Source organism: Pseudomonas sp. LB-090624, assembly GCF_003205205.1.
In the GTDB taxonomy this organism is placed as follows: domain Bacteria; phylum Pseudomonadota; class Gammaproteobacteria; order Pseudomonadales; family Pseudomonadaceae; genus Aquipseudomonas.
Genome location: NZ_QJRL01000005.1, coordinates 51,044 through 69,344, shown reverse-complemented (window position 1 = coordinate 69,344; position 18,301 = coordinate 51,044). Strand labels below are relative to the sequence as shown.

The window sequence follows — 18,301 nt, the reverse complement described above, 5'->3', positions numbered from 1 at the left end:
ATCAGGAAAATTCGTATTTTCAGCGGTTATACTTCGGTTTTTACGAACCTGGAAAGCACTGATGCTCAACTATCGGCAGCTGCACTACTTTTGGGCGGTGGCCAAGACCGGCAGCATCGCCCGCGCCAGCGAGCAACTGAACCTGACCCCGCAAACCATCAGCGGGCAGATAAGCCTGTTCGAACAAACCTACGGTCTGGAATTGTTCCAGCGCGTGGGCCGGCAGTTGGAGCTGACCGAAACCGGGCGCCAGACACTGGTCTATGCCGAACAGATGTTCCAGCTGGGCGGTGAGCTGGAGGCCATGCTGCGCGCTGGCCCACAGGAGCAGATCCTGTTCCGGGTGGGTGTGGCCGACGTGGTGCCCAAGTCCATTGTGTATCGTTTGCTGGCACCGACCATGGAGCTGGACGATGTGCTGCGCATCAATTGCCGCGAAGACAAGCTCGAGCGGCTGCTTGCCGACCTGGCGATCCAGCGCCTGGACCTGGTGATTTCCGACAGCCCCATGCCGAACAACCTGGACATCAAGGGCTACAGCCAGAAGCTTGGCGAGTGCGGGCTGAGCTTTTTTGCCACCCCGGCGCTGGCCCAGCGTCACGGGGGGGCCTTCCCAGCCTGTTTGCAGGACGCCCCACTGTTGATTCCCGGCCCGGAAACCGTGGTGCGCAGCCGTCTGCTGCGCTGGCTGGGCGAGCAACACGTACAGCCGCGGATTGTCGGCGAATTCGATGACAGCGCCTTGATGCAGGCGTTCGGGCAGTCCGGCAGCGGGATATTCGTCGCCCCCAGCGTCATTGCCGAAGAAGTGTGCCGCCAGTACGGCGTGCGGCTGATCGGGCAGACGGAAGCCGTTCATGAGTCGTTCTACGCGATTTCGGTGGAGCGCAAGGTCAAGCATCCAGGAATCGTGGCCATCACCGAGGGCGCGCGCCGGGAGTTGTTTCACTGGTGACCGTGCAGCGGGGGGCGCAGGCCAGCACTGCGCTTATGGTAAAGTCCGCCCCTTTCCAGAATTCGAGACGCTGCTGCACATGACCCCTGTTTTCCGCTTCCTCAACCGCACCAGCCTGGTGACGCAAATCGTCATCGGCCTGCTTGCCGGTATCGCCCTGGCCCTGCTGGCGCCCAGTGTGGCCCGCGACCTGGGCTTCTTTGGCAAAGTGTTCGTCAGCGCCCTCAAAGCGGTGGCGCCCGTGCTGGTGTTCATCCTGGTCATGGCTTCGATCGCCAACCACCGGCATGGCCAGGAAACCCACATTCGCCCGATCCTCTGGCTGTACCTGCTGGGCACCTTTGCCGCAGCAGTGGTGGCCGTGTTCGCCAGTATGCTGTTCCCGTCCAACCTGGCGCTGAGCACCGGCGAGGCTACGTTGAGCGCGCCTGGCGGTATCAGCGAGGTGTTGCTGAACCTGCTGCTGAGCGCAGTCGACAACCCGATCAACGCCCTGCTCAATGCCAATTTCATCGGCATACTGACCTGGGCCATCGGCCTGGGCATAGCCCTGCGTCATGCCGGTGAAACCACCCGTACCGTGGTCGACGACCTGTCCAACGGCGTAACCTTGATCGTCCGCGTGGTCATTCGCTTCGCCCCGCTGGGCATCTTTGGTCTGGTCAGCGCTACCCTGGCGCAATCCGGCCTCGACGCTCTGCTCGGCTACCTGCACCTGCTGGCGGTGCTGATTGGCTGCATGCTGTTCGTGGCACTGGTGATGAACCCGCTGATCGTGTACTGGAAGATTCGCCGCAACCCTTACCCGCTGACCCTGCTGTGCCTGCGCGAAAGCGGCATTACCGCATTCTTCACCCGCAGTTCGGCGGCCAACATTCCGGTCAACATGGCACTGTCGGAGCGCCTTGGCCTGCATGAAGACACCTACTCGGTGTCGATCCCGCTGGGTGCGACCATCAACATGGCCGGTGCGGCGATCACCATTACCGTGCTGACCCTGGCGGCAGTGCATACCTTGGGTATTCCGGTAGACCTGCCTACCGCCGTGCTGCTCAGCGTGGTGGCGGCAGTGTGTGCCTGCGGTGCTTCGGGTGTGGCGGGTGGTTCGCTGCTGCTGATACCGCTGGCATGCAGCCTGTTTGGTATACCCAGCGAAATTGCCATGCAGGTGGTGGCGGTGGGCTTCATCATTGGCGTGCTGCAGGACTCGGCCGAGACGGCACTGAATTCCTCGACCGATGTTCTGTTCACCGCGGCGGCCTGCCTGGCTGAAGAGCGGCGTAACGCTTGATGATACCCGGGCCGATTTGCGGCCGACCGCGACACCAGCCCGCCCCTACAGAAGAGCGCATTGCTCTGTAGCGGCGGGCTTGCGCTTTCAAGACGCAGATGATTGCTTAAGCCAGGCGCTTTACCTAGGCTAGTGGCCTTTCCCCAGCAATGAGACAGGGCCATGTCAGAACACGAAACCGCCGGCGAAGGCCGCTTCACCAGCATCGAGATTCGCGTGCTCGGCGCGTTGATCGAAAAGCAGGCCACCAGCCCCGAAAGCTACCCGCTGACCCTCAATGCCCTGGTCCTGGCCTGTAACCAGAAGACCAGCCGCGAGCCGGTGATGAACCTGACCCAGGGCCAGGTCGGCCAGGCCTTGCGCGCCCTCGAAGGGCAGGACATGACCCGCCTGCAGATGGGCAGCCGCGCCGATCGCTGGGAGCAACGGGTGGACAAGGCATTGGAGCTGGTGCCGGCGCAACTGGTGCTGATGGGCCTGATGTTCCTGCGCGGCCCACAAACCCTCAACGAACTGCTGACCCGCAGTAACCGCCTGCATGACTTCGACGACACCGAGCAGATCCAGCACCAGCTAGAGCGCCTGATCTCTCGTGACCTGGCCTTGCACCTGCCACGCCAGCCCGGCCAGCGCGAAGACCGCTACACCCATGCCCTGGGCGACCCGGCAGAGATCGAGGCGATCCTCGCTGCACGTCAGCACGAAGGTAGCGCCCGCAGCGGTGGCGGCAGTGTGTCGGAAGACCGTATCGAAGCCCTCGAAGCCCGCATCGCGGCGCTGGAAGCGCGCCTGGCCGAGCTGGAAGGCTGAGCCTTTACGGCTCGAGGTCGGGGAAGTGACGGCAGCTCTTGCGCTCGGCCAGCTCCCGGTCACTGGGGCGCTGGTCGACGAACACGGTGCGGCCGTCGGCGTAGATTTCCAGGTATCCCCAGTGCAGGTCTTGCTCTGTTTGACCGGGCTTTGGCGGGACTAGCCACCAGGGTTCGCGGCTGATCAGGGTCATGCGGGTGATTCCTGAGGGTATTTACAGTAATCATAGACACCCCCAGGCTTCAAAGGCCCTATCGCTGGCGTGCCGGCGATAGGGCAACGCAGGCTTATGCGGGCGCCGAGGTGCGAATCAGGTGATCGAAGGCCGCCAGCGAGGCCTTGGCCCCCTCTCCCACCGCAATCACGATCTGCTTGTACGGCACAGTCGTCACGTCACCCGCGGCGAACACACCCGGGATGCTGGTCTGGCCCTTGGCATCGACCATGATCTCGCCACGCGACGACAGCTCGACAGTACCCTTCAGCCAGTCTGTGTTCGGCAACAGGCCGATCTGCACGAAGATACCTTCCAGCGCCAGTTCATGCTGCTCGTCCGTGGAACGGTCCTTGTAGCGCAGGCCAGTCACTTTTTCACCATTGCCCAGCACCTCAGTGGTCAGTGCACTGGTGATCACTTTCACGTTTGGCAGGCTGTGCAGCTTGCGTTGCAACACCGCATCGGCACGCAGCTGGCTGTCGAACTCGATCAGCGTCACCTGGGCAACGATACCGGCCAGGTCAATGGCCGCTTCCACGCCCGAATTGCCGCCACCGATCACCGCCACGCGCTTGCCCTTGAACAGCGGGCCGTCACAGTGCGGGCAGTAGGCCACGCCGCGTGCGCGGTATTCCTGCTCACCCGGCACGTTCATTTCGCGCCAGCGAGCCCCGGTGGCCAGGATGACGGTCTTGGCCTTGAGTGAAGCACCGCCAGCCAGGCGCACTTCGTGCAGACCGCCATCGTTAGCCGGGATCAGCGCTTCGCCACGCTGCAGGTTCATGATGTCGACATCGTATTGCTTGACGTGCTCTTCCAATGCCGTGGCCAGCTTCGGCCCTTCGGTTTCCTGCACCGAGATGAAGTTCTCGATGGCCAAGGTGTCCAGCACTTGGCCACCAAAACGCTCGGCAGCCACACCTGTACGGATGCCTTTGCGTGCTGCGTAAATGGCAGCTGCCGCGCCAGCGGGGCCACCGCCGACCACCAGCACGTCGAAAGCGTCCTTGGCGTTGATTTTCTCGGCCTGGCGGGCCCCGGCGCTGGTGTCGATCTTGGCGAGGATTTCTTCCAGGCCCATACGGCCCTGGCCAAAGATTTCGCCGTTCAGGTAAATGCTCGGCACCGCCATGATCTTGCGCGATTCCACTTCAGCCTGGAACAGCGCACCGTCGATGGCCACGTGACGCACGTTGGGGTTCAGCACCGCCATCAGGTTCAGCGCCTGGACCACGTCCGGGCAGTTCTGGCAAGACAGCGAGAAGTAGGTCTCGAAGGTGAACTCGCCTTCCAGCGCCTGGATCTGCTCGATCACTTCGGCACTGGCCTTGGACGGGTGGCCACCGACTTGCAGCAGCGCCAGTACCAGAGAGGTGAACTCGTGGCCCATGGGTATGCCGGCGAAGCGCAGGCTGATGCCGTTGCCATTCAGGTCAGCACCCGGGCGGTTCAGCGAGAACGATGGGCGACGGGCATCGGTACCGTCCGCGCTGAAGGTAATAAGGTTCGACAGGCCGGCGATTTCCACCAGCAGGTCGTGCAATTCGCGGGACTTCGCGCCGTCGTCGAGGGAGGCAACGATCTCGATCGGCTGGGTGACCCGCTCCAGGTAGGTTTTCAGTTGCGATTTAAGCGTGGCGTCCAACATACGGGCGATTCCTTTTTCAAAACTCGGATACAAAAACGCCCAGGCGATGTCGCCCGGGCGCTTTTACGGGGCGGTAGGTACTTCAGCTTTGGCGGCTGGTTACCGCCCGCGGGGTGCGCATGACCTTAGATCTTGCCTACGAGGTCGAGCGATGGCGCCAGAGTGGCTTCGCCTTCTTTCCACTTGGCCGGGCAAACTTCGCCTGGGTGGGCGGCAACGTACTGTGCAGCCTTCACTTTACGCAGCAGTTCGGCAGCATCGCGGCCTACACCACCGTCGTTCAGTTCGACGATCTTGATCTGGCCTTCCGGGTTGATCACGAAGGTACCGCGATCGGCCAGGCCGGCTTCTTCGATCAGCACGTCGAAGTTGCGCGAGATGACGTGAGTCGGGTCACCGATCAGAGGGTATTCGATCTTGCCGATGGTGTCGGAAGTGTCGTGCCAGGCTTTGTGGGTGAAGTGAGTGTCGGTGGACACACCGTAGATTTCCACGCCCAGTTTCTGGAATTCGGCGTAGTTGTCGGCAAGGTCACCCAGCTCGGTCGGGCAGACAAAGGTGAAGTCGGCCGGGTAGAAGAACACGACGGACCACTTGCCTTTCAGGTCGGCTTCGCTGACCTGCACGAACTCGCCTTTGTGGTAGGCGGTGGCGTTGAACGGTTTGACCTGGCTGTTGATGATTGGCATGAGAGACGCTCCTTCATGGGGTTGGAATCAGTTGATGGATAGAATCCTAACTAATCATCCCGCTGAAGGCTCATTGGCAAAGCTCATGCTTGTGATTGGTTTTGGCTATAACCATTGTTTATTAATAGAAGGGAATGGGCTGAGCAAAGGATTGCGGAGTCTGTAGCGGAACAAGGAGGGCCAAGCCCAAGTCCCCGGAAACCGACGCCGTGGTGGATGGCAAGGGCTTCGCCCGTGTTCGCGGGACAAGCCCGCTCCCACAGGGATCGCGCTTGATTCGCGGTCAGCGCGTGGCTGTGCGCATGGTCACGAACTCTTCAGCCGCCGTGGGGTGCACGCCGATGGTTTCGTCGAACTGCTGCTTGGTTGCACCGGCCTTCAGGGCAATCCCCAGGCCCTGGATAATCTCACCAGCGTCAGGGCCGACCATATGGCAGCCCAACACCTTGTCAGTCTCGGCATCGACCACCAGCTTCATCAGGGTCTTTTCCTGAATGTCGGTCAGGGTCAGCTTCATGGCGCGGAAGCGGCTTTCAAACACCTGCACCTTGTGCCCGGCCTCCAGTGCCTGCTCCTCGGTCAGGCCAACGGTACCGATTGGCGGCTGGCTGAACACTGCGGTCGGGATGTTCTGGTAGTCCACCGGGCGATACTGCTCCGGCTTGAACAGACGCCGCGCCACGGCCATACCTTCGGCCAAAGCCACCGGGGTGAGCTGCACACGGCCGATCACATCACCAATGGCCAAGATCGACGGTGCAGTGGTCTGGTACTGCTCGTCAACCCGGATATAGCCGCGTCCATCCAGCTCGACACCGGTATTTTCCAGGCCCAGGCCGTCCAGCATCGGGCGCCGCCCAGTGGCGTAGAACACGCAGTCGGCGACCAACTCGCGGCCGTCCTTGAGGGTGGCCTTGAGGCTGCCGTCCTCCAGCTGGTCGATACGCTGGATATCGGCATTGAACTGCAAGTCGAGGCCACGCTTTTCCAGTTCTTCCTTCAGGTGTGTGCGCACCGAACCATCGAAGCCGCGCAGGAACAGGTCGCCGCGGTACAACAGCGTGGTATCGGCACCCAGCCCCTGGAAGATACCGGCGAACTCGACGGCGATGTAGCCACCGCCCACCACCAGCACACGCCGAGGCAGGTCCTTGAGGTAGAAGGCTTCATTGGAGGTGATGGCCAGTTCCTTACCCGGAATGTCCGGCACCTGCGGCCAGCCACCGGTAGCGATGAGGATGTGCCCGGCGCTGTAGCGTTGGCCGTCCACTTCTACCTCATGGTCGCCGGTAAGGCGCGCATGGCCCTGCAGCAGGGTCACCCCGCTGTTGACCAGCAGGTTGCGGTAGATGCCATTGAGGCGCTCGATCTCGCGGTTCTTGTTGGCAATCAGGGTGCCCCAGTCGAAATGCCCTTCTTCCAAGGTCCAACCGAAACCTGCAGCCTGCTCCAGTTCGTCGGCAACATGCGCGCCGTACACCAGCAGTTTTTTCGGTACACATCCGACGTTGACGCAGGTACCGCCCAGGTAGCGGCTTTCGGCCACTGCCACTTTTGCGCCGAAGCCGGCGGCAAAGCGCGCCGCGCGCACCCCACCGGACCCGGCGCCAATCACGAACAGATCAAAATCGTAGGCCATGTATTCACTCTCCTAGGCAGGCGCCCAGCATAACGCACTGGGGCCGCTTTGCGACCCTTCGCCGGCACGCTCGCTCGCACAGGACTACGCAACCTAGAAGGCCTGCACGTACCTGTAGAGCGGGCATGCCCGCGAAGGGCCGCAACGCGGCCCCAGTTATGAACGCTGATACGAGTAGCGGCTTACTCAGTAAGCCTTGCCAGTCTTGTAGTAGTTCTCGAAGCAGAAGTTGGTCGCATCGATGTAGCCTTCGGCACCACCGCAGTCAAACCGCTGGCCCTTGAACTTGTAGGCGATTACGCAGCCGTTTTGCGCCTGTTGCATCAGCGCATCGGTGATCTGGATTTCGCCGCCCTTGCCTGGCGGAGTGTTCTTGATGATGTCGAAAATGTCCGGGGTCAGGATGTAACGACCGATGATCGCCAGGTTCGACGGTGCATCTTCCGGCGCAGGCTTCTCTACCATGTTTGTGACACGGTAAATGTCGTCACGGATCATGTCGCCGGCAATGACGCCGTACTTGTTGGTTTCCTGCGGATCGACTTCCTGAATGGCGATGATCGAGCAGCGGAACTGGTTGTACAGCTTGACCATCTGGGTCAGCACGCCGTCACCTTCCGGATTGACGCACAAGTCGTCCGCCAGCACCACGGCAAACGGCTCGTCACCGATCAGCGGGCGACCCGTGAGGATAGCGTGGCCCAAGCCCTTCATTTCGGTTTGACGGGTGTAGGAGAACGAGCACTCGTTGAGCAGGCGACGGATACCGACCAGGTATTTTTCCTTGTCGGTGCCCTTGATCTGGTTTTCCAGCTCGTAGCTGATGTCGAAGTGGTCTTCGAGCGCGCGCTTGCCGCGCCCGGTAACGATGGAAATTTCGCTCAGACCCGCATCCAATGCTTCTTCAACGCCATACTGGATCAGTGGCTTGTTGACCACCGGCAGCATTTCCTTGGGCATGGCTTTGGTAGCAGGCAGGAAACGAGTGCCGTAACCGGCTGCCGGGAACAAGCATTTCTTGATCATATACGTCCTTACAAAAGGCTAGGCCTGTGGAATTCGGCGCAGTCTAATCAGGCGGCACGCACCTTACAATGCCTCACCTGTGGCCGACCGATGGGAAGATAGAGATAACCCAGTGTAGATAGTTCCGGGGGATCGTAAATATTGCTGTCATACATGACCGGTGGATGACAGCACAAGCCTCTGTGCCGGCCCCGCGGCGTGTGAGCCCTGGCGGAGGCCGGCACAGATACGCATCAGTGACCAGTCCCTTGCCCGATCAGCCCCCCATCGACCTCTTGACCATACAGGTTCACCCCGTCGTTGGCATGAAACTTCACCCGCGTCTTCTCGATGGAGCCTTCTACCAGCCGCGGGTCCTGTGGGCGCTCATGGCGGTTGATCCACGCCGCCACATCCCAGGCCTGCTCGTCGCTCAGGCTGCCCGGCTTGCCCAACGGCATGTTGTACTTGATGAACGAAGCGGCGGTGTTGATACGGTGCATGCCAGCGCCCCAGTTGTAGGAATCCTTGCCCCACAGCGGTGGCATCACGTACTCGCCAGCCACTTTCTGCCCTTCGCCGTTGTTGCCGTGGCAGATCGCACACTGCTCAGCGTAAACCTGCTGGCCGCGCTTGAAGTCATGACCGCCCTTGGGCTGCGCCACCTCGGGGTAGCCACGCCCGGCAATTTCCACACCGGTCGGCGCCTTGGTCGACAGCCAGTATGAATACACCGCCAGCGCAGTCATTTGCGGGCTGTCGGCAGCTGGCGGCCTGCCGTTCATGCTGAACTGGAAGCAGCCCTGGATACGCTCGGCAAAGGTGTTGACCTTGTCGTTTTTCTTGCGGTACGCCGGGTACATCGGGTACGCACCCCAAAGCGGTGCAGAGTGCGCGAGGCGCCCCTGGTCGAGGTGGCAATTGCTGCAGTTCATGCCATTGCCTACGGCTTCGGGCATCAGCCGGCGGGTGTCGACGAAAAGGGCATGCCCTTCGCGCACCATCTTGCCAAAGGCATTGTCAGGCAGCTCGCGCTCAGCGGGTGGCACGAACCGTGGCGGCGCCTGCACGCCGGGCACCCTCAGCTGCGATTGGTCTTCCATGGCGATGGGCGCGGCCTGGGGGCAACTCACAACCAGCAGTAACAAGGCGGGAATCGTCGCTCTCATGGCTTGACCTCCTGGCTGACGGGGCGGGCGAAGAACTCGGCAACGGCCTTGATTTCGTCTTCGGTCATGGCCTTGGCCACGCCGACCATCAACTGGTTGGGGTCATTACGGCGGCTGCCGTCGCGCCAGGCATCGAGCTGCGCCGCCAGATAACTGGCGGGCTGGCCGGTCAACGGTGGGAAATGCTCGCCCACCCCGCCGCCGCCGGGGCCGTGGCATTGCACGCAGCCGGGAATGTGCCGGCTCCAGTCGCCGTAAAGGGCCATGCGGGTGGTGGGGTCATCAGCAATCTGCTGACGGCGCAGATCGCCAGGGGGGTCTGCGGGCAGGCTGGCCAGGTAGGCACTGACGGCGGTGATTTCCTCTTCGCTCAGGGCCTTGGCCAGCGGCTCCATCACCGGCTGCTTGCGGGTGCCACTGCGCCAGTCGTGCAATTGCTTGCTGAGATACCCTGCCGGAAGCCCGGCCAAGCGGGGGAAGCCGGCAGCGGCAATGCCCTTGCCGTCCGGGCCATGGCAGCCAATGCAAGCCATGGCAGCGGGGTTAGCCCCGCCCTGGGTGAAGATTTTCTGGCCATCGGCGGCATGCGCCACAGGCCAGGCCAGGATCAGCAGGCTGCCGATCACTGCGCATCTCAACGGTACCATCACGACGCTCCTTTTCTTTTGTTATATGTTTAGGCTTAAAACATATAAGCAAAGAAAGAAGGGGCCGTTGCCTCAGATCAACTTCCGGAGATGCACTGGGTAGCCGCCGTGCGCACATCACCCAGGCGCAGCGGGAAATTGTTCAGCCGCTCGTGCAGCTTGATGCTGCTGCCGCTACCACGTTTGTCGATGTCCACCAATGCGGCCGGGCCAGCAGCTGCGGTGATTTTCTGCGGCACGATCAGTCGCAGGCCGTCGCCACGCTGCTCTTCGACCAGCGGGTCACGGGTATCGGCCAGCTTTTGCTTGATGCAATCGGCGTAGGCGCGCGGGCTCTTGCCAGAGATCACGTCCATCGTTTCATGCGACTGTTCCAGTTCGGCAACACTTACACAGCCGCCCAGCGTTAGCGACAACGCCGCCACCATCCACTTCATTTGCAGCACCTCTGCCATCAAGAATACGCTTCGACCACCGCCAGGCGGTTTTGCTCCCTGCTTTGGCAGATTTATCTACGCCTGGCGAACAGCGCGGCAGTGTAACGGCACATCGTGGTATCGTTTGCGTTTGCAGATACAGACCTTGCGGAGCATCACATGAAATTCGTACACCAGCGCGAGCACCTCAACGAGGACGACATCGTCGTCATCGAGTGCTCCCAGCGCTGCAATATCCGCCTGATGAACGACGCCAATTTCCGCAGCTTCAAGAACGGCGGCCGTCATACCTACCACGGCGGCCATTTCGAAAAGTTCCCGGCGAAGATCACCGTGCCCAGCACCGGTTTCTGGAACATCACCATCGATACCGTAACCACGCGCCCGATCTCGGTAACCCGCAAGCCGACCCTGACCCACAAGATCAAGGTCATCCGTCGTTCGTCGTCGAAACTCAGATAAGACCACCATGACCCAGACCATCAAGTACGTCATCAAATACAAGCTCGACGGCCAGCGCCGCTGGGATTTCGCACTGATGCCCGATGCCTCCCAAGCGCAAGCGCTTGAGGCCCTGCGCAAGATTCACGGCGAAGACGCCGACAAGATCAGCGACATCCAGGTCAGCAAGGCCCTGTAGCAGCCGCCACAAGCGCCCGCCGCCGCACCGTTCGCCCCACGCAAGGAGTATCGCATGAGCCACTGGCCCGACCGCCGTATCCTCGACCTGCTGGGCGTCGAACTGCCCATTCTGCAGGCGCCCATGGCGGGCGCGACCGGCTCGCCCATGGCCGTTGCCGTGGGCTTGGCCGGTGGGCTGGGCGCCCTGCCCTGCGCCATGCTGAACGGGGAGCAGGTGCGCGCCGAGATCGCAGCGTTCCGCGCAGGCTGCCCGGGGCGCCCGCTGAACCTGAACTTCTTCTGCCATCAGCCGCCAGCGCCGGACGCCGAGCGTGATGCGCGCTGGAAGCAGGCGCTTGAGCCTTACTACAAGGAAGTGGGTGCCGATTTCGCCGCGCCAACACCCGTTTCCAACCGTGCGCCATTCGACGAGCACAGCTGCCAGTTGGTCGAAGAGCTGCGCCCACAGGTGGTGAGCTTCCACTTCGGCCTGCCTCAAGCCGAACTGCTGCAGCGGGTCAAGGCCAGCGGCGCTAAGGTACTGTCCAGTGCCACTACCGTTGAAGAAGCGGTCTGGCTGGAACGCAACGGCTGCGACGCGATCATTGCCATGGGTTATGAAGCCGGTGGCCATCGCGGCATGTTCCTTAGCGATGACATCACCAGCCAGATCGGCACCTTCGCCTTGGTGCCACAGGTGGTCGATGCCGTCAGCGTGCCCGTGATTGCTGCAGGTGGCATTGGCGACCACCGCGGCCTGGTGGCCGCATTGGCCCTGGGCGCCTCTGCCGTGCAGATTGGTACGGCGTACCTGTTCTGCCCCGAGGCCAAGGTTTCGCCAGCCCATCGCCGGGCGCTGGACAGCGCGCCTGCCAGCGACACGGCGCTGACCAACCTGTTCACCGGCCGCCCGGCGCGTGGCATCAACAACCGCATCATGCGTGAGCTGGGGCCAATGAGCCCACTGGCGCCACGTTTCCCGTTGGCGGGTGGGGCATTGATGCCATTGCGGGCGATCACCGATCCGCAGGGTAACAGTGATTTCAGCAATTTGTGGTCGGGCCAGGCACTGAGATTGGGGCGGCATATGCCGGCTGAGGCGCTGACTCGGGAAATTGCTGCAAACGCACTGATCTCGCTTGGCCAGTAAGCCGCGTTCTTGAACAGGCCGGGCATCATCAAGCCCCTTCCCGACAATTGGCCTATCGCTATATAGTTGAAGATATAACGATAATCTCAAGGAGCTGTCTTCATGCGTATCCGCCCTTCACACCTGGCCTTCACCGCCCTGGCCAGCCTGTTCATCTTCAACTCTGCCTGGGCCGATGAAGTCCAGGTCGCGGTCGCAGCGAACTTCACAGCGCCAATCCAGGCCATTGCCAAGGACTTCGAGAAGGACACCGGCCACAAGCTGGTCGCCGCCTACGGCGCCACCGGGCAGTTCTATGCCCAGATCAAGAACGGCGCGCCGTTCGAGGTGTTTCTCGCCGCCGACGACAGCACTCCGGCAAAGCTTGAAGACGAAAAGGAAATCGTCCCCGGCTCGCGCTTCACCTATGCCGTAGGCACCTTGGCCCTGTGGTCGGCGAAGGACGGGTATGTAGATGCCAAGGGTGAAGTATTGAAGAAGAACGCATTCAACCACCTGTCCATTGCCAACCCCAAAGCGGCACCGTACGGCCTGGCCGCCACGCAGGTGCTGGACAAACTCAAGCTCACCGACGCCACCAAAGGCAAGATCGTCGAGGGCCAGAACATCACCCAGGCCTTCCAGTTCGTCTCCACCGGCAACGCCGAACTGGGCTTCGTGGCCCTGTCGCAGATCTACAAGGACGGCAAGGTGACCAATGGCTCGGCCTGGATCGTGCCGTCCAACCTGCACGACCCGATCCGCCAGGACGCCGTGATCCTTAACAAAGGCAAGGACAATGCGGCCGCCAAGGCACTGGTCGAATACCTCAAGGGCCCGAAAGCCGCAGCGGTGATCAAGTCCTACGGTTATGAAATCTGATGCCCCTGGATGCCAGTGACCTGGGAGCGATCTGGCTGACCATCAAGCTGGCCAGCCTCACCACCTTGATCCTGCTGATCATTGGCACGCCCATCGCCTGGTGGCTGGCGCGCACGCGCTCATGGCTGCGCGGGCCGGTGGGCGCGTTGGTGGCGCTGCCGCTGGTGCTGCCACCGACGGTGATCGGGTTTTATCTGCTGATCGCCCTCGGCCCGCACGGCTGGCTCGGTCAGGCCACCCAGGCGATGGGCCTGGGGACTGTGGTGTTCAGCTTCACCGGCCTGGTAATCGGTTCGACCGTGTATTCCATGCCCTTCGTGGTCCAGCCGCTGCAGAACGCCTTCGGCGCCATCGGCCAGCGCCCGCTGGAGGTGGCGGCAACGCTGCGCGCCAGCCCCTGGGACACCTTCATCCATGTTGTGCTGCCGTTGGCTCGCCCAGGCTTCATTACCGCCAGCATCCTTGGCTTCGCCCACACCGTGGGCGAGTTCGGTGTGGTACTGATGATCGGTGGCAACATCCCCGACAAGACCCGCGTGGTTTCGGTGCAGATCTTCGATCACGTCGAAGCCATGGAGTACTCGCAAGCCCACTGGCTGGCCGGTGCCATGCTGGTGTTCTCTTTCCTGGTGCTGCTCCTGCTGTACGCCGGGCGCCGTGGCAAAGCTGGCTGGAGCTGAAATGACTGCATCGATAGTGGCCCGCCTGAAGCTGGCGCGCGACGATTTTACCCTGGACGTAGACCTGCACCTGCCCGGGCGCGGTATCAGCGCGCTGTTCGGCCATTCCGGTTCAGGGAAGACCAGCTGCCTGCGCTGCCTGGCGGGGCTGGAACGCGCCGCCAGCGCCTACATCGAGGTGAACGGCGAGGTCTGGGAAGACAGCAGCCGCGGCTACTTCCAGGCACCCCACCTGCGGCCGGTGGGCTACGTGTTCCAAGAGGCCAGCCTGTTCCCGCACCTGTCGGTGCGCGGCAACCTGGAGTTCGGCTGGCGGCGGGTGGCCGCCGCCGAACGCAAGGTCAGCCTCGATCAGGCCTGCCAGTTGCTGGGTATCGGCCCCCTGCTGGCGCGTCGCCCCGCGACGTTGTCCGGTGGCGAAGCGCAGCGTGTGGGCATTGCCCGCGCCCTGCTCAGCAGCCCGCGGCTGTTGTTGATGGACGAGCCGCTGGCGGCCCTCGATGGGCCGCGTAAACGCGAGATTCTGCCCTATCTGGAGCGCCTGCACGACGAGCTGGACATCCCGCTGGTGTATGTCAGCCACGCCCAGGATGAAGTGGCGCGGTTGGCCGACCACCTGGTGTTGCTTGAGCAAGGCCAGGCCATCGCCAGCGGCCCGATTGGCGAAACGTTGGCACGCCTCGATCTGCCTCTGGTCGAGGGCGACGACGCCGGGGTGGTGTTCGAGGGCATGGTGGTGGGCCACGACCCCCACTACGACCTGCTTGACCTGCGCCTGCCCGGCAGCAGTGGGCCGCTGCTGCGCATTGCCCACCCGGCGCATGTGATGGGCAGCAGCCTGCGGGTCAAGGTGCAGGCCCGCGACGTCAGCCTGGCACTGTCGGCAGACAGCCTTTCGAGCATTATCAACCGCCTCCCGGTGCGGGTGCGCGAGAGCCGTCCGGCTGCCAACCCGGCGCATGTGCTGGTCAGCCTGGATGCCGGCGGCAATGCCCTGCTTGCACGCATCACCCGCTTCTCGGCCGACCAACTTGGCCTGCATCCTGGCCAGGCGCTGATCGCCCAGATCAAGTCGGTGGCCTTGCTGGGCTGAGCATCCTCTGCCCGCGTGTTGTCCATAGATCAGTGATCTTGATCGAGGCCAGCCGCCCATGCTCGACTGCCCCCTACCACGCAGCCTGCACTACGTCGACGACAGCCAACCGGGGCTGACCCGGCGCCGCTGGCGCGAGCGCTTCATCTATCTGGATACCGATGGCCAACGGGTACGCGACAAGGACACCCTCGCGCGGATTGCCGGGCTGGTCATTCCCCCGGCCTACACCGATGTCTGGATCTGCGCCGACCCGCAAGGTCACCTGCAAGCCACAGGCCGCGATGCCCGTGGGCGCAAGCAGTACCGCTACCACGCTCAATGGCGTGAGCTGCGCGACCAGCACAAGTACGGGCGCATGCTGGCCTTCGCCCAGGCCCTGCCCAAGCTGCGCGCACAGCTGGAAGCCCACCTGGCACGACCAGGCCTGGACCGGGAAAAGGTCATGGCGCTGGTGGTAAGCCTGCTGGACCATACCCTGATCCGCATTGGCAACCAGCGCTACCTGCGCGACAACCAATCCTACGGCCTGACTACCCTGCGCAACCGCCACGTGCAGGTCAAAGGCAGCACCATTCGCTTTCAGTTTCGCGGCAAGCGCGGCGTCGAACACAACGTCACCCTCAACGACCGACGCCTGGCCAACCTGCTCAAGCGCTGCATGGAGCTGCCCGGGCAGGCACTGTTCCAATATCTGGATGAAGACGGCCAGCGCCACAGCGTGGGCTCTGCCGAGGTCAACCAGTTCCTGCAGCAGCTGACCGGCGCCGACTTCACCGCCAAGGACTACCGCACCTGGGCCGGCAGCAGCCTGGCACTGGACTTGCTCAGGCCTTTGGCCTGGGAGCCTGAAACCGAGGCTAAACGGCAGGTCGCTGCCATCGTCCGCCAGGTGGCTACGCGGTTGGGCAATACCCCGGCAGTGTGCAGGCGTTGCTACATCCACCCGGCGGTGCTTGAGCACTATGCCCTGGGGCGCCTGGCCGAGCTGCCGAAAAACCGTATTCGCAAAGGCCTGGACCCAGAAGAAGTGGCATTACTGTTATTTCTTCAGGCACTTGAGGAACAGGACGACCATTAAGCCTGTCTATTTACCCCATGATGCGAAGAAATTTCCCATTGGTCGCCAAGCGCCCTATTCTTGCCATCGAGCACCTTGACCGACAAACCGCTGACGGTTTGCTTCGGCACCTGCAAGTGAAAGTACGCAACAGAATTTTTCTGTCGGGGAATTACTATCCGCCGAAAGCGTCTTTAATGAGAAGGAAGAGGGACCAGCTCCCGCCGCCGTGGCAACTAGCCCAGCGGTCTTTTATATCACCAAGGAGAACTACATGCTGATACTCACCCGTAAGGTTGGCGAAAGCATCGTCATCAACGATGACATCAAAGTCACCATTCTGGGCGTCAAAGGGATGCAGGTGAGGATTGGTATCGACGCACCCAAGGATGTGCAGGTACATCGCGAAGAAATCTTCAAGCGCATCCAGGCCGGCAGCCCAGCCCCGGAGAAGCACGAAGACTCGCACTGAGTCACCCTCTACAAAGTGCATGGATGCGCTCGACCGCCAGCCTCAGGTGCTCAGTAACTGGCCCACCTTGGCGATCATCTCGTCCATGTCGAACGGCTTGTCGAAGATTGCGGCAAACAGGGCCGGGCATCCTTGGCTGGCCTGGGCGCCGCTCATGAGAATGATCGGCAGTTCGCACAACGCCGGATCTTCGCGCATGGCCCGTGCCAGCTCTTCACCATTGAGCAGCGGCATCATGTAATCGGTAATCACCAACTGCACACGCTTTTCCTTCAGCACCTCCAGTGCCTTGCTGCCGTTGCTGGCCTTTTCCACCAAATAGCCTTCATCCTCCAGGGCAAAACCAAGGATGTCGGCAATCAGGTACTCGTCATCGACGATCAGGATGGTATTCATCGGCCTGCCTGTCACCCGCTCCCTGGCGGCGTCGGCGTACCCGAAAGCACCCCACAGGCGCCTTCGAACGCTTTGCGCAGGGCGATGCCCTGCGGCTGGATCAGCAGCTCATGCAAAGCCGGGTCATGGTGGCTGTCGCGCACCTTGAGGATCGACAGCATGCGCCGCAGTTGCGAATCCAGCTCGACAAAGCGCATCAGCATCAGGTTGTCGACGATGCTCGACAGGTCCGGGGCCGGGGCGCTGATTTCCGAGCCGAAGATATCGCGCATTTCCCAGGTCAGCATCACGCTCACATCACGCGCGCGCAACTCCCCGGTCAGTACGCGGAAAAACGCGTTCAGCCGCGCCGGGTCAATGGCCAGACGGCTGAATGCACCGAGGCTGTCGATCAGCACGCGCTTGGTGCCCTGCGCCGCGACCCGTTCGAGCAGCCGCGCACCGACCTGGTCGAGCAGGCCCTCGGTGGTGGGCTGCCAGCACAGCTGCAGGCTGCCGGCCTGTTCCATCGCGGCAAAATCGTAACCTAGCGACGCGGCCTTGCTGCGCAAGCGTTCAGGCGTTTCGTAAAAACCGAAATGCAGCCCAGGTGCCTGTTGGGTGCTGGCGCCGAGAAAGGCCAAACCCAGTGAGGTCTTGCCAATTCCCGAAGGCCCGATCAACAGGCTTACCGACCCCGCGGCCAGGCCACCGTCAAGCATTTCGTCAAGGGTGGGGACGCCGCTGCTGATGCGTCCGAGGCCGGCGCTGCCCAGCTGGCTGGGGTGGCTGAACAGCGCTTCCAGGCGCGGGTAGACATGCATGCCAGCCTCATCGATGAGGCATTCGTGGCGACCCGACAAGGCGGCACTACCACGGGTCTTGCGTAGCTGGATATGACGCACCGCGCGGCTGCCGAGCAATTGCTCACCCAGCTCGATCACCCCGTCGACCATGGTATGTTCTGGGCTACCCTCGTCAAGCCGGGCGCTGGTCAGCAAGAGTACGGTGCAGCCTGCGAAAGCCGCATGCCCCTGCAGTTCGGAGACGAATTTCTTGGTGTCCAGGGCGGTTTCCGCGCGCACTCGGGCATTGAGCACACCATCGACAATCAGCAGGCTGGCCTGCTGCCGGGCGATTTCCTGGCGCAGCAACCGGACCACGGCGTCCAGCCCATCCTGCTCCAGTGTGTCGAAAGCGCTGACGAACTGGATCTGGTCACCGACCAACGCCGGGTCGAAGAAATCCAGGGTGGCCAGGTACTGGAACAGGCGCTCGTGCGATTCACTCAGCAAGGTGGCCACCAGCACCCGGCCACCGCCACGCACATGCCCACAGGCCAGTTGGTTGGCGAGGATGGTCTTGCCGGCTCCCGGGGGGCCCTGAATGATGTAAGAGGCACCGGCCACCAGGCCACCCCTGAGCAACGCGTCGAGCCCGTCGATCCCCGTCCCCAGCCGCCTGAGTACTTGTGCCATGGTG

At 62.3% G+C, this 18,301-nt stretch carries 21 protein-coding genes; 11 read left to right on the top strand and 10 right to left on the bottom strand.

Features of this window, described 5'->3' with window-relative positions; genetic code table 11:
- Window positions 1–61 precede the first annotated feature (61 nt).
- The 3 genes from nhaR to DMX11_RS07425 all read left to right on the top strand — a co-directional run bounded on the left by nhaR (window position 62) and on the right by DMX11_RS07425 (window position 3,056).
- On the top strand, window positions 62–955 hold the full coding sequence (nhaR, locus tag DMX11_RS07435) for a transcriptional activator NhaR (protein ID WP_110743908.1): 894 nt from the start codon (window positions 62–64) through the stop codon (window positions 953–955).
- 79 nt (window positions 956–1,034) lie between these two features.
- The gene (sstT, locus tag DMX11_RS07430; RefSeq protein ID WP_110743907.1) at window positions 1,035–2,246 is read left to right on the top strand and encodes a serine/threonine transporter SstT; all 1,212 of its coding nucleotides are present in this window, start codon (window positions 1,035–1,037) and stop codon (window positions 2,244–2,246) included.
- A gap of 162 nt (window positions 2,247–2,408) precedes the next feature.
- Entirely contained in the window at window positions 2,409–3,056 is a 648-nt protein-coding gene (locus tag DMX11_RS07425; RefSeq protein WP_110743906.1) for a YceH family protein, read from the top strand.
- Window positions 3,057–3,060: 4 nt separating this feature from the next.
- Here DMX11_RS07425 and DMX11_RS07420 read toward each other — a convergent pair whose 3' ends face one another.
- The 8 genes from DMX11_RS07420 to DMX11_RS07385 all read right to left on the bottom strand — a co-directional run bounded on the left by DMX11_RS07420 (window position 3,061) and on the right by DMX11_RS07385 (window position 10,507).
- Window positions 3,061–3,249 (bottom strand): hypothetical protein, encoded by a 189-nt coding sequence (locus DMX11_RS07420; protein ID WP_110743905.1) that lies wholly within the window; start codon window positions 3,247–3,249, stop codon window positions 3,061–3,063.
- Between the two features lie 94 nt (window positions 3,250–3,343).
- Window positions 3,344–4,921 (bottom strand): alkyl hydroperoxide reductase subunit F, encoded by a 1,578-nt coding sequence (gene ahpF / locus DMX11_RS07415; protein WP_110743904.1) that lies wholly within the window; start codon window positions 4,919–4,921, stop codon window positions 3,344–3,346.
- A gap of 125 nt (window positions 4,922–5,046) precedes the next feature.
- Complete coding sequence (gene ahpC / locus DMX11_RS07410; protein WP_003250537.1) at window positions 5,047–5,610, bottom strand: alkyl hydroperoxide reductase subunit C; 564 nt, start codon at window positions 5,608–5,610, stop codon at window positions 5,047–5,049.
- A 283-nt stretch (window positions 5,611–5,893) separates the two neighbouring features.
- Window positions 5,894–7,249, bottom strand: coding sequence for a glutathione-disulfide reductase (gene gorA, locus DMX11_RS07405; RefSeq protein WP_110743903.1), 1,356 nt, complete (start codon window positions 7,247–7,249; stop codon window positions 5,894–5,896).
- A gap of 186 nt (window positions 7,250–7,435) precedes the next feature.
- Window positions 7,436–8,275, bottom strand: coding sequence for a UTP--glucose-1-phosphate uridylyltransferase GalU (galU, locus tag DMX11_RS07400; protein ID WP_110743902.1), 840 nt, complete (start codon window positions 8,273–8,275; stop codon window positions 7,436–7,438).
- Window positions 8,276–8,508: 233 nt separating this feature from the next.
- Complete coding sequence (locus DMX11_RS07395; RefSeq protein ID WP_110743901.1) at window positions 8,509–9,423, bottom strand: c-type cytochrome; 915 nt, start codon at window positions 9,421–9,423, stop codon at window positions 8,509–8,511.
- A complete protein-coding gene (locus tag DMX11_RS07390; protein WP_110743900.1) occupies window positions 9,420–10,070 on the bottom strand; it encodes a cytochrome c in 651 nt (216 codons plus the stop codon). The genes DMX11_RS07395 and DMX11_RS07390 overlap by 4 nt, the downstream gene beginning before the upstream one ends.
- A gap of 77 nt (window positions 10,071–10,147) precedes the next feature.
- On the bottom strand, window positions 10,148–10,507 hold the full coding sequence (locus tag DMX11_RS07385; RefSeq protein WP_110744085.1) for a hypothetical protein: 360 nt from the start codon (window positions 10,505–10,507) through the stop codon (window positions 10,148–10,150).
- Between the two features lie 159 nt (window positions 10,508–10,666).
- Between DMX11_RS07385 and DMX11_RS07380 the strand changes: the two genes are divergently transcribed.
- From DMX11_RS07380 to csrA, 8 genes are all read left to right on the top strand, one after another.
- Window positions 10,667–10,969 carry a DUF1883 domain-containing protein gene (locus tag DMX11_RS07380; protein WP_110743899.1) on the top strand — a complete coding sequence of 101 codons (303 nt, stop codon included), beginning with the start codon at window positions 10,667–10,669 and terminating at the stop codon, window positions 10,967–10,969.
- A 7-nt stretch (window positions 10,970–10,976) separates the two neighbouring features.
- The gene (locus tag DMX11_RS26025; RefSeq protein WP_165944137.1) at window positions 10,977–11,147 is read left to right on the top strand and encodes a hypothetical protein; all 171 of its coding nucleotides are present in this window, start codon (window positions 10,977–10,979) and stop codon (window positions 11,145–11,147) included.
- Between the two features lie 54 nt (window positions 11,148–11,201).
- Complete coding sequence (locus DMX11_RS07375; RefSeq protein ID WP_110743898.1) at window positions 11,202–12,278, top strand: nitronate monooxygenase family protein; 1,077 nt, start codon at window positions 11,202–11,204, stop codon at window positions 12,276–12,278.
- Window positions 12,279–12,380: 102 nt separating this feature from the next.
- Window positions 12,381–13,139 (top strand): molybdate ABC transporter substrate-binding protein, encoded by a 759-nt coding sequence (gene modA, locus DMX11_RS07370; RefSeq protein ID WP_110743897.1) that lies wholly within the window; start codon window positions 12,381–12,383, stop codon window positions 13,137–13,139.
- On the top strand, window positions 13,139–13,819 hold the full coding sequence (gene modB / locus DMX11_RS07365; protein WP_110743896.1) for a molybdate ABC transporter permease subunit: 681 nt from the start codon (window positions 13,139–13,141) through the stop codon (window positions 13,817–13,819). Before modA ends, modB begins: the two co-directional genes overlap by 1 nt.
- 1 nt (window position 13,820) lies before the next feature.
- Entirely contained in the window at window positions 13,821–14,912 is a 1,092-nt protein-coding gene (gene modC, locus DMX11_RS07360; protein ID WP_110743895.1) for a molybdenum ABC transporter ATP-binding protein, read from the top strand.
- A 58-nt stretch (window positions 14,913–14,970) separates the two neighbouring features.
- Window positions 14,971–15,993 (top strand): DNA topoisomerase IB, encoded by a 1,023-nt coding sequence (locus DMX11_RS07355; RefSeq protein WP_110743894.1) that lies wholly within the window; start codon window positions 14,971–14,973, stop codon window positions 15,991–15,993.
- A 253-nt stretch (window positions 15,994–16,246) separates the two neighbouring features.
- Window positions 16,247–16,444: a carbon storage regulator CsrA gene (csrA, locus tag DMX11_RS07350; protein WP_012051904.1), complete on the top strand. Its 198-nt coding sequence runs from the start codon at window positions 16,247–16,249 to the stop codon at window positions 16,442–16,444.
- 42 nt (window positions 16,445–16,486) lie between these two features.
- On the opposite strand, the gene DMX11_RS07345 is transcribed toward csrA, so the two are convergent.
- Together DMX11_RS07345 and DMX11_RS07340 are read right to left on the bottom strand one after the other, a co-directional pair.
- Window positions 16,487–16,840 (bottom strand): response regulator, encoded by a 354-nt coding sequence (locus tag DMX11_RS07345; protein ID WP_110743893.1) that lies wholly within the window; start codon window positions 16,838–16,840, stop codon window positions 16,487–16,489.
- An 11-nt stretch (window positions 16,841–16,851) separates the two neighbouring features.
- The gene (locus tag DMX11_RS07340) at window positions 16,852–18,297 is read right to left on the bottom strand and encodes an ATPase domain-containing protein (protein ID WP_110743892.1); all 1,446 of its coding nucleotides are present in this window, start codon (window positions 18,295–18,297) and stop codon (window positions 16,852–16,854) included.
- Between the last annotated feature and the right edge of the window lie 4 nt (window positions 18,298–18,301).

What these genes read in the sequence shown, in the direction of transcription:
- ahpC (WP_003250537.1), bottom strand. Translation starts at nt 5,610, where the DNA reads ATGCCAATCATCAACAGCCAGGTCAAACCGTTCAACGCCACCGCCTAC.
- DMX11_RS07340 (WP_110743892.1), bottom strand. Translation starts at nt 18,297, where the DNA reads ATGGCACAAGTACTCAGGCGGCTGGGGACGGGGATCGACGGGCTCGAC.
- DMX11_RS07345 (WP_110743893.1), bottom strand. Translation starts at nt 16,840, where the DNA reads ATGAATACCATCCTGATCGTCGATGACGAGTACCTGATTGCCGACATC.
- DMX11_RS07395 (WP_110743901.1), bottom strand. Translation starts at nt 9,423, where the DNA reads ATGAGAGCGACGATTCCCGCCTTGTTACTGCTGGTTGTGAGTTGCCCC.
- galU (WP_110743902.1), bottom strand. Translation starts at nt 8,275, where the DNA reads ATGATCAAGAAATGCTTGTTCCCGGCAGCCGGTTACGGCACTCGTTTC.
- DMX11_RS07375 (WP_110743898.1), top strand. Translation starts at nt 11,202, where the DNA reads ATGAGCCACTGGCCCGACCGCCGTATCCTCGACCTGCTGGGCGTCGAA.
- DMX11_RS07390 (WP_110743900.1), bottom strand. Translation starts at nt 10,070, where the DNA reads ATGGTACCGTTGAGATGCGCAGTGATCGGCAGCCTGCTGATCCTGGCC.
- DMX11_RS07355 (WP_110743894.1), top strand. Translation starts at nt 14,971, where the DNA reads ATGCTCGACTGCCCCCTACCACGCAGCCTGCACTACGTCGACGACAGC.
- sstT (WP_110743907.1), top strand. Translation starts at nt 1,035, where the DNA reads ATGACCCCTGTTTTCCGCTTCCTCAACCGCACCAGCCTGGTGACGCAA.
- DMX11_RS07425 (WP_110743906.1), top strand. Translation starts at nt 2,409, where the DNA reads ATGTCAGAACACGAAACCGCCGGCGAAGGCCGCTTCACCAGCATCGAG.
- modA (WP_110743897.1), top strand. Translation starts at nt 12,381, where the DNA reads ATGCGTATCCGCCCTTCACACCTGGCCTTCACCGCCCTGGCCAGCCTG.
- nhaR (WP_110743908.1), top strand. Translation starts at nt 62, where the DNA reads ATGCTCAACTATCGGCAGCTGCACTACTTTTGGGCGGTGGCCAAGACC.
- csrA (WP_012051904.1), top strand. Translation starts at nt 16,247, where the DNA reads ATGCTGATACTCACCCGTAAGGTTGGCGAAAGCATCGTCATCAACGAT.
- modB (WP_110743896.1), top strand. Translation starts at nt 13,139, where the DNA reads ATGCCCCTGGATGCCAGTGACCTGGGAGCGATCTGGCTGACCATCAAG.
- DMX11_RS07380 (WP_110743899.1), top strand. Translation starts at nt 10,667, where the DNA reads ATGAAATTCGTACACCAGCGCGAGCACCTCAACGAGGACGACATCGTC.
- DMX11_RS26025 (WP_165944137.1), top strand. Translation starts at nt 10,977, where the DNA reads ATGACCCAGACCATCAAGTACGTCATCAAATACAAGCTCGACGGCCAG.
- ahpF (WP_110743904.1), bottom strand. Translation starts at nt 4,921, where the DNA reads ATGTTGGACGCCACGCTTAAATCGCAACTGAAAACCTACCTGGAGCGG.
- gorA (WP_110743903.1), bottom strand. Translation starts at nt 7,249, where the DNA reads ATGGCCTACGATTTTGATCTGTTCGTGATTGGCGCCGGGTCCGGTGGG.
- DMX11_RS07385 (WP_110744085.1), bottom strand. Translation starts at nt 10,507, where the DNA reads ATGAAGTGGATGGTGGCGGCGTTGTCGCTAACGCTGGGCGGCTGTGTA.
- modC (WP_110743895.1), top strand. Translation starts at nt 13,821, where the DNA reads ATGACTGCATCGATAGTGGCCCGCCTGAAGCTGGCGCGCGACGATTTT.
- DMX11_RS07420 (WP_110743905.1), bottom strand. Translation starts at nt 3,249, where the DNA reads ATGACCCTGATCAGCCGCGAACCCTGGTGGCTAGTCCCGCCAAAGCCC.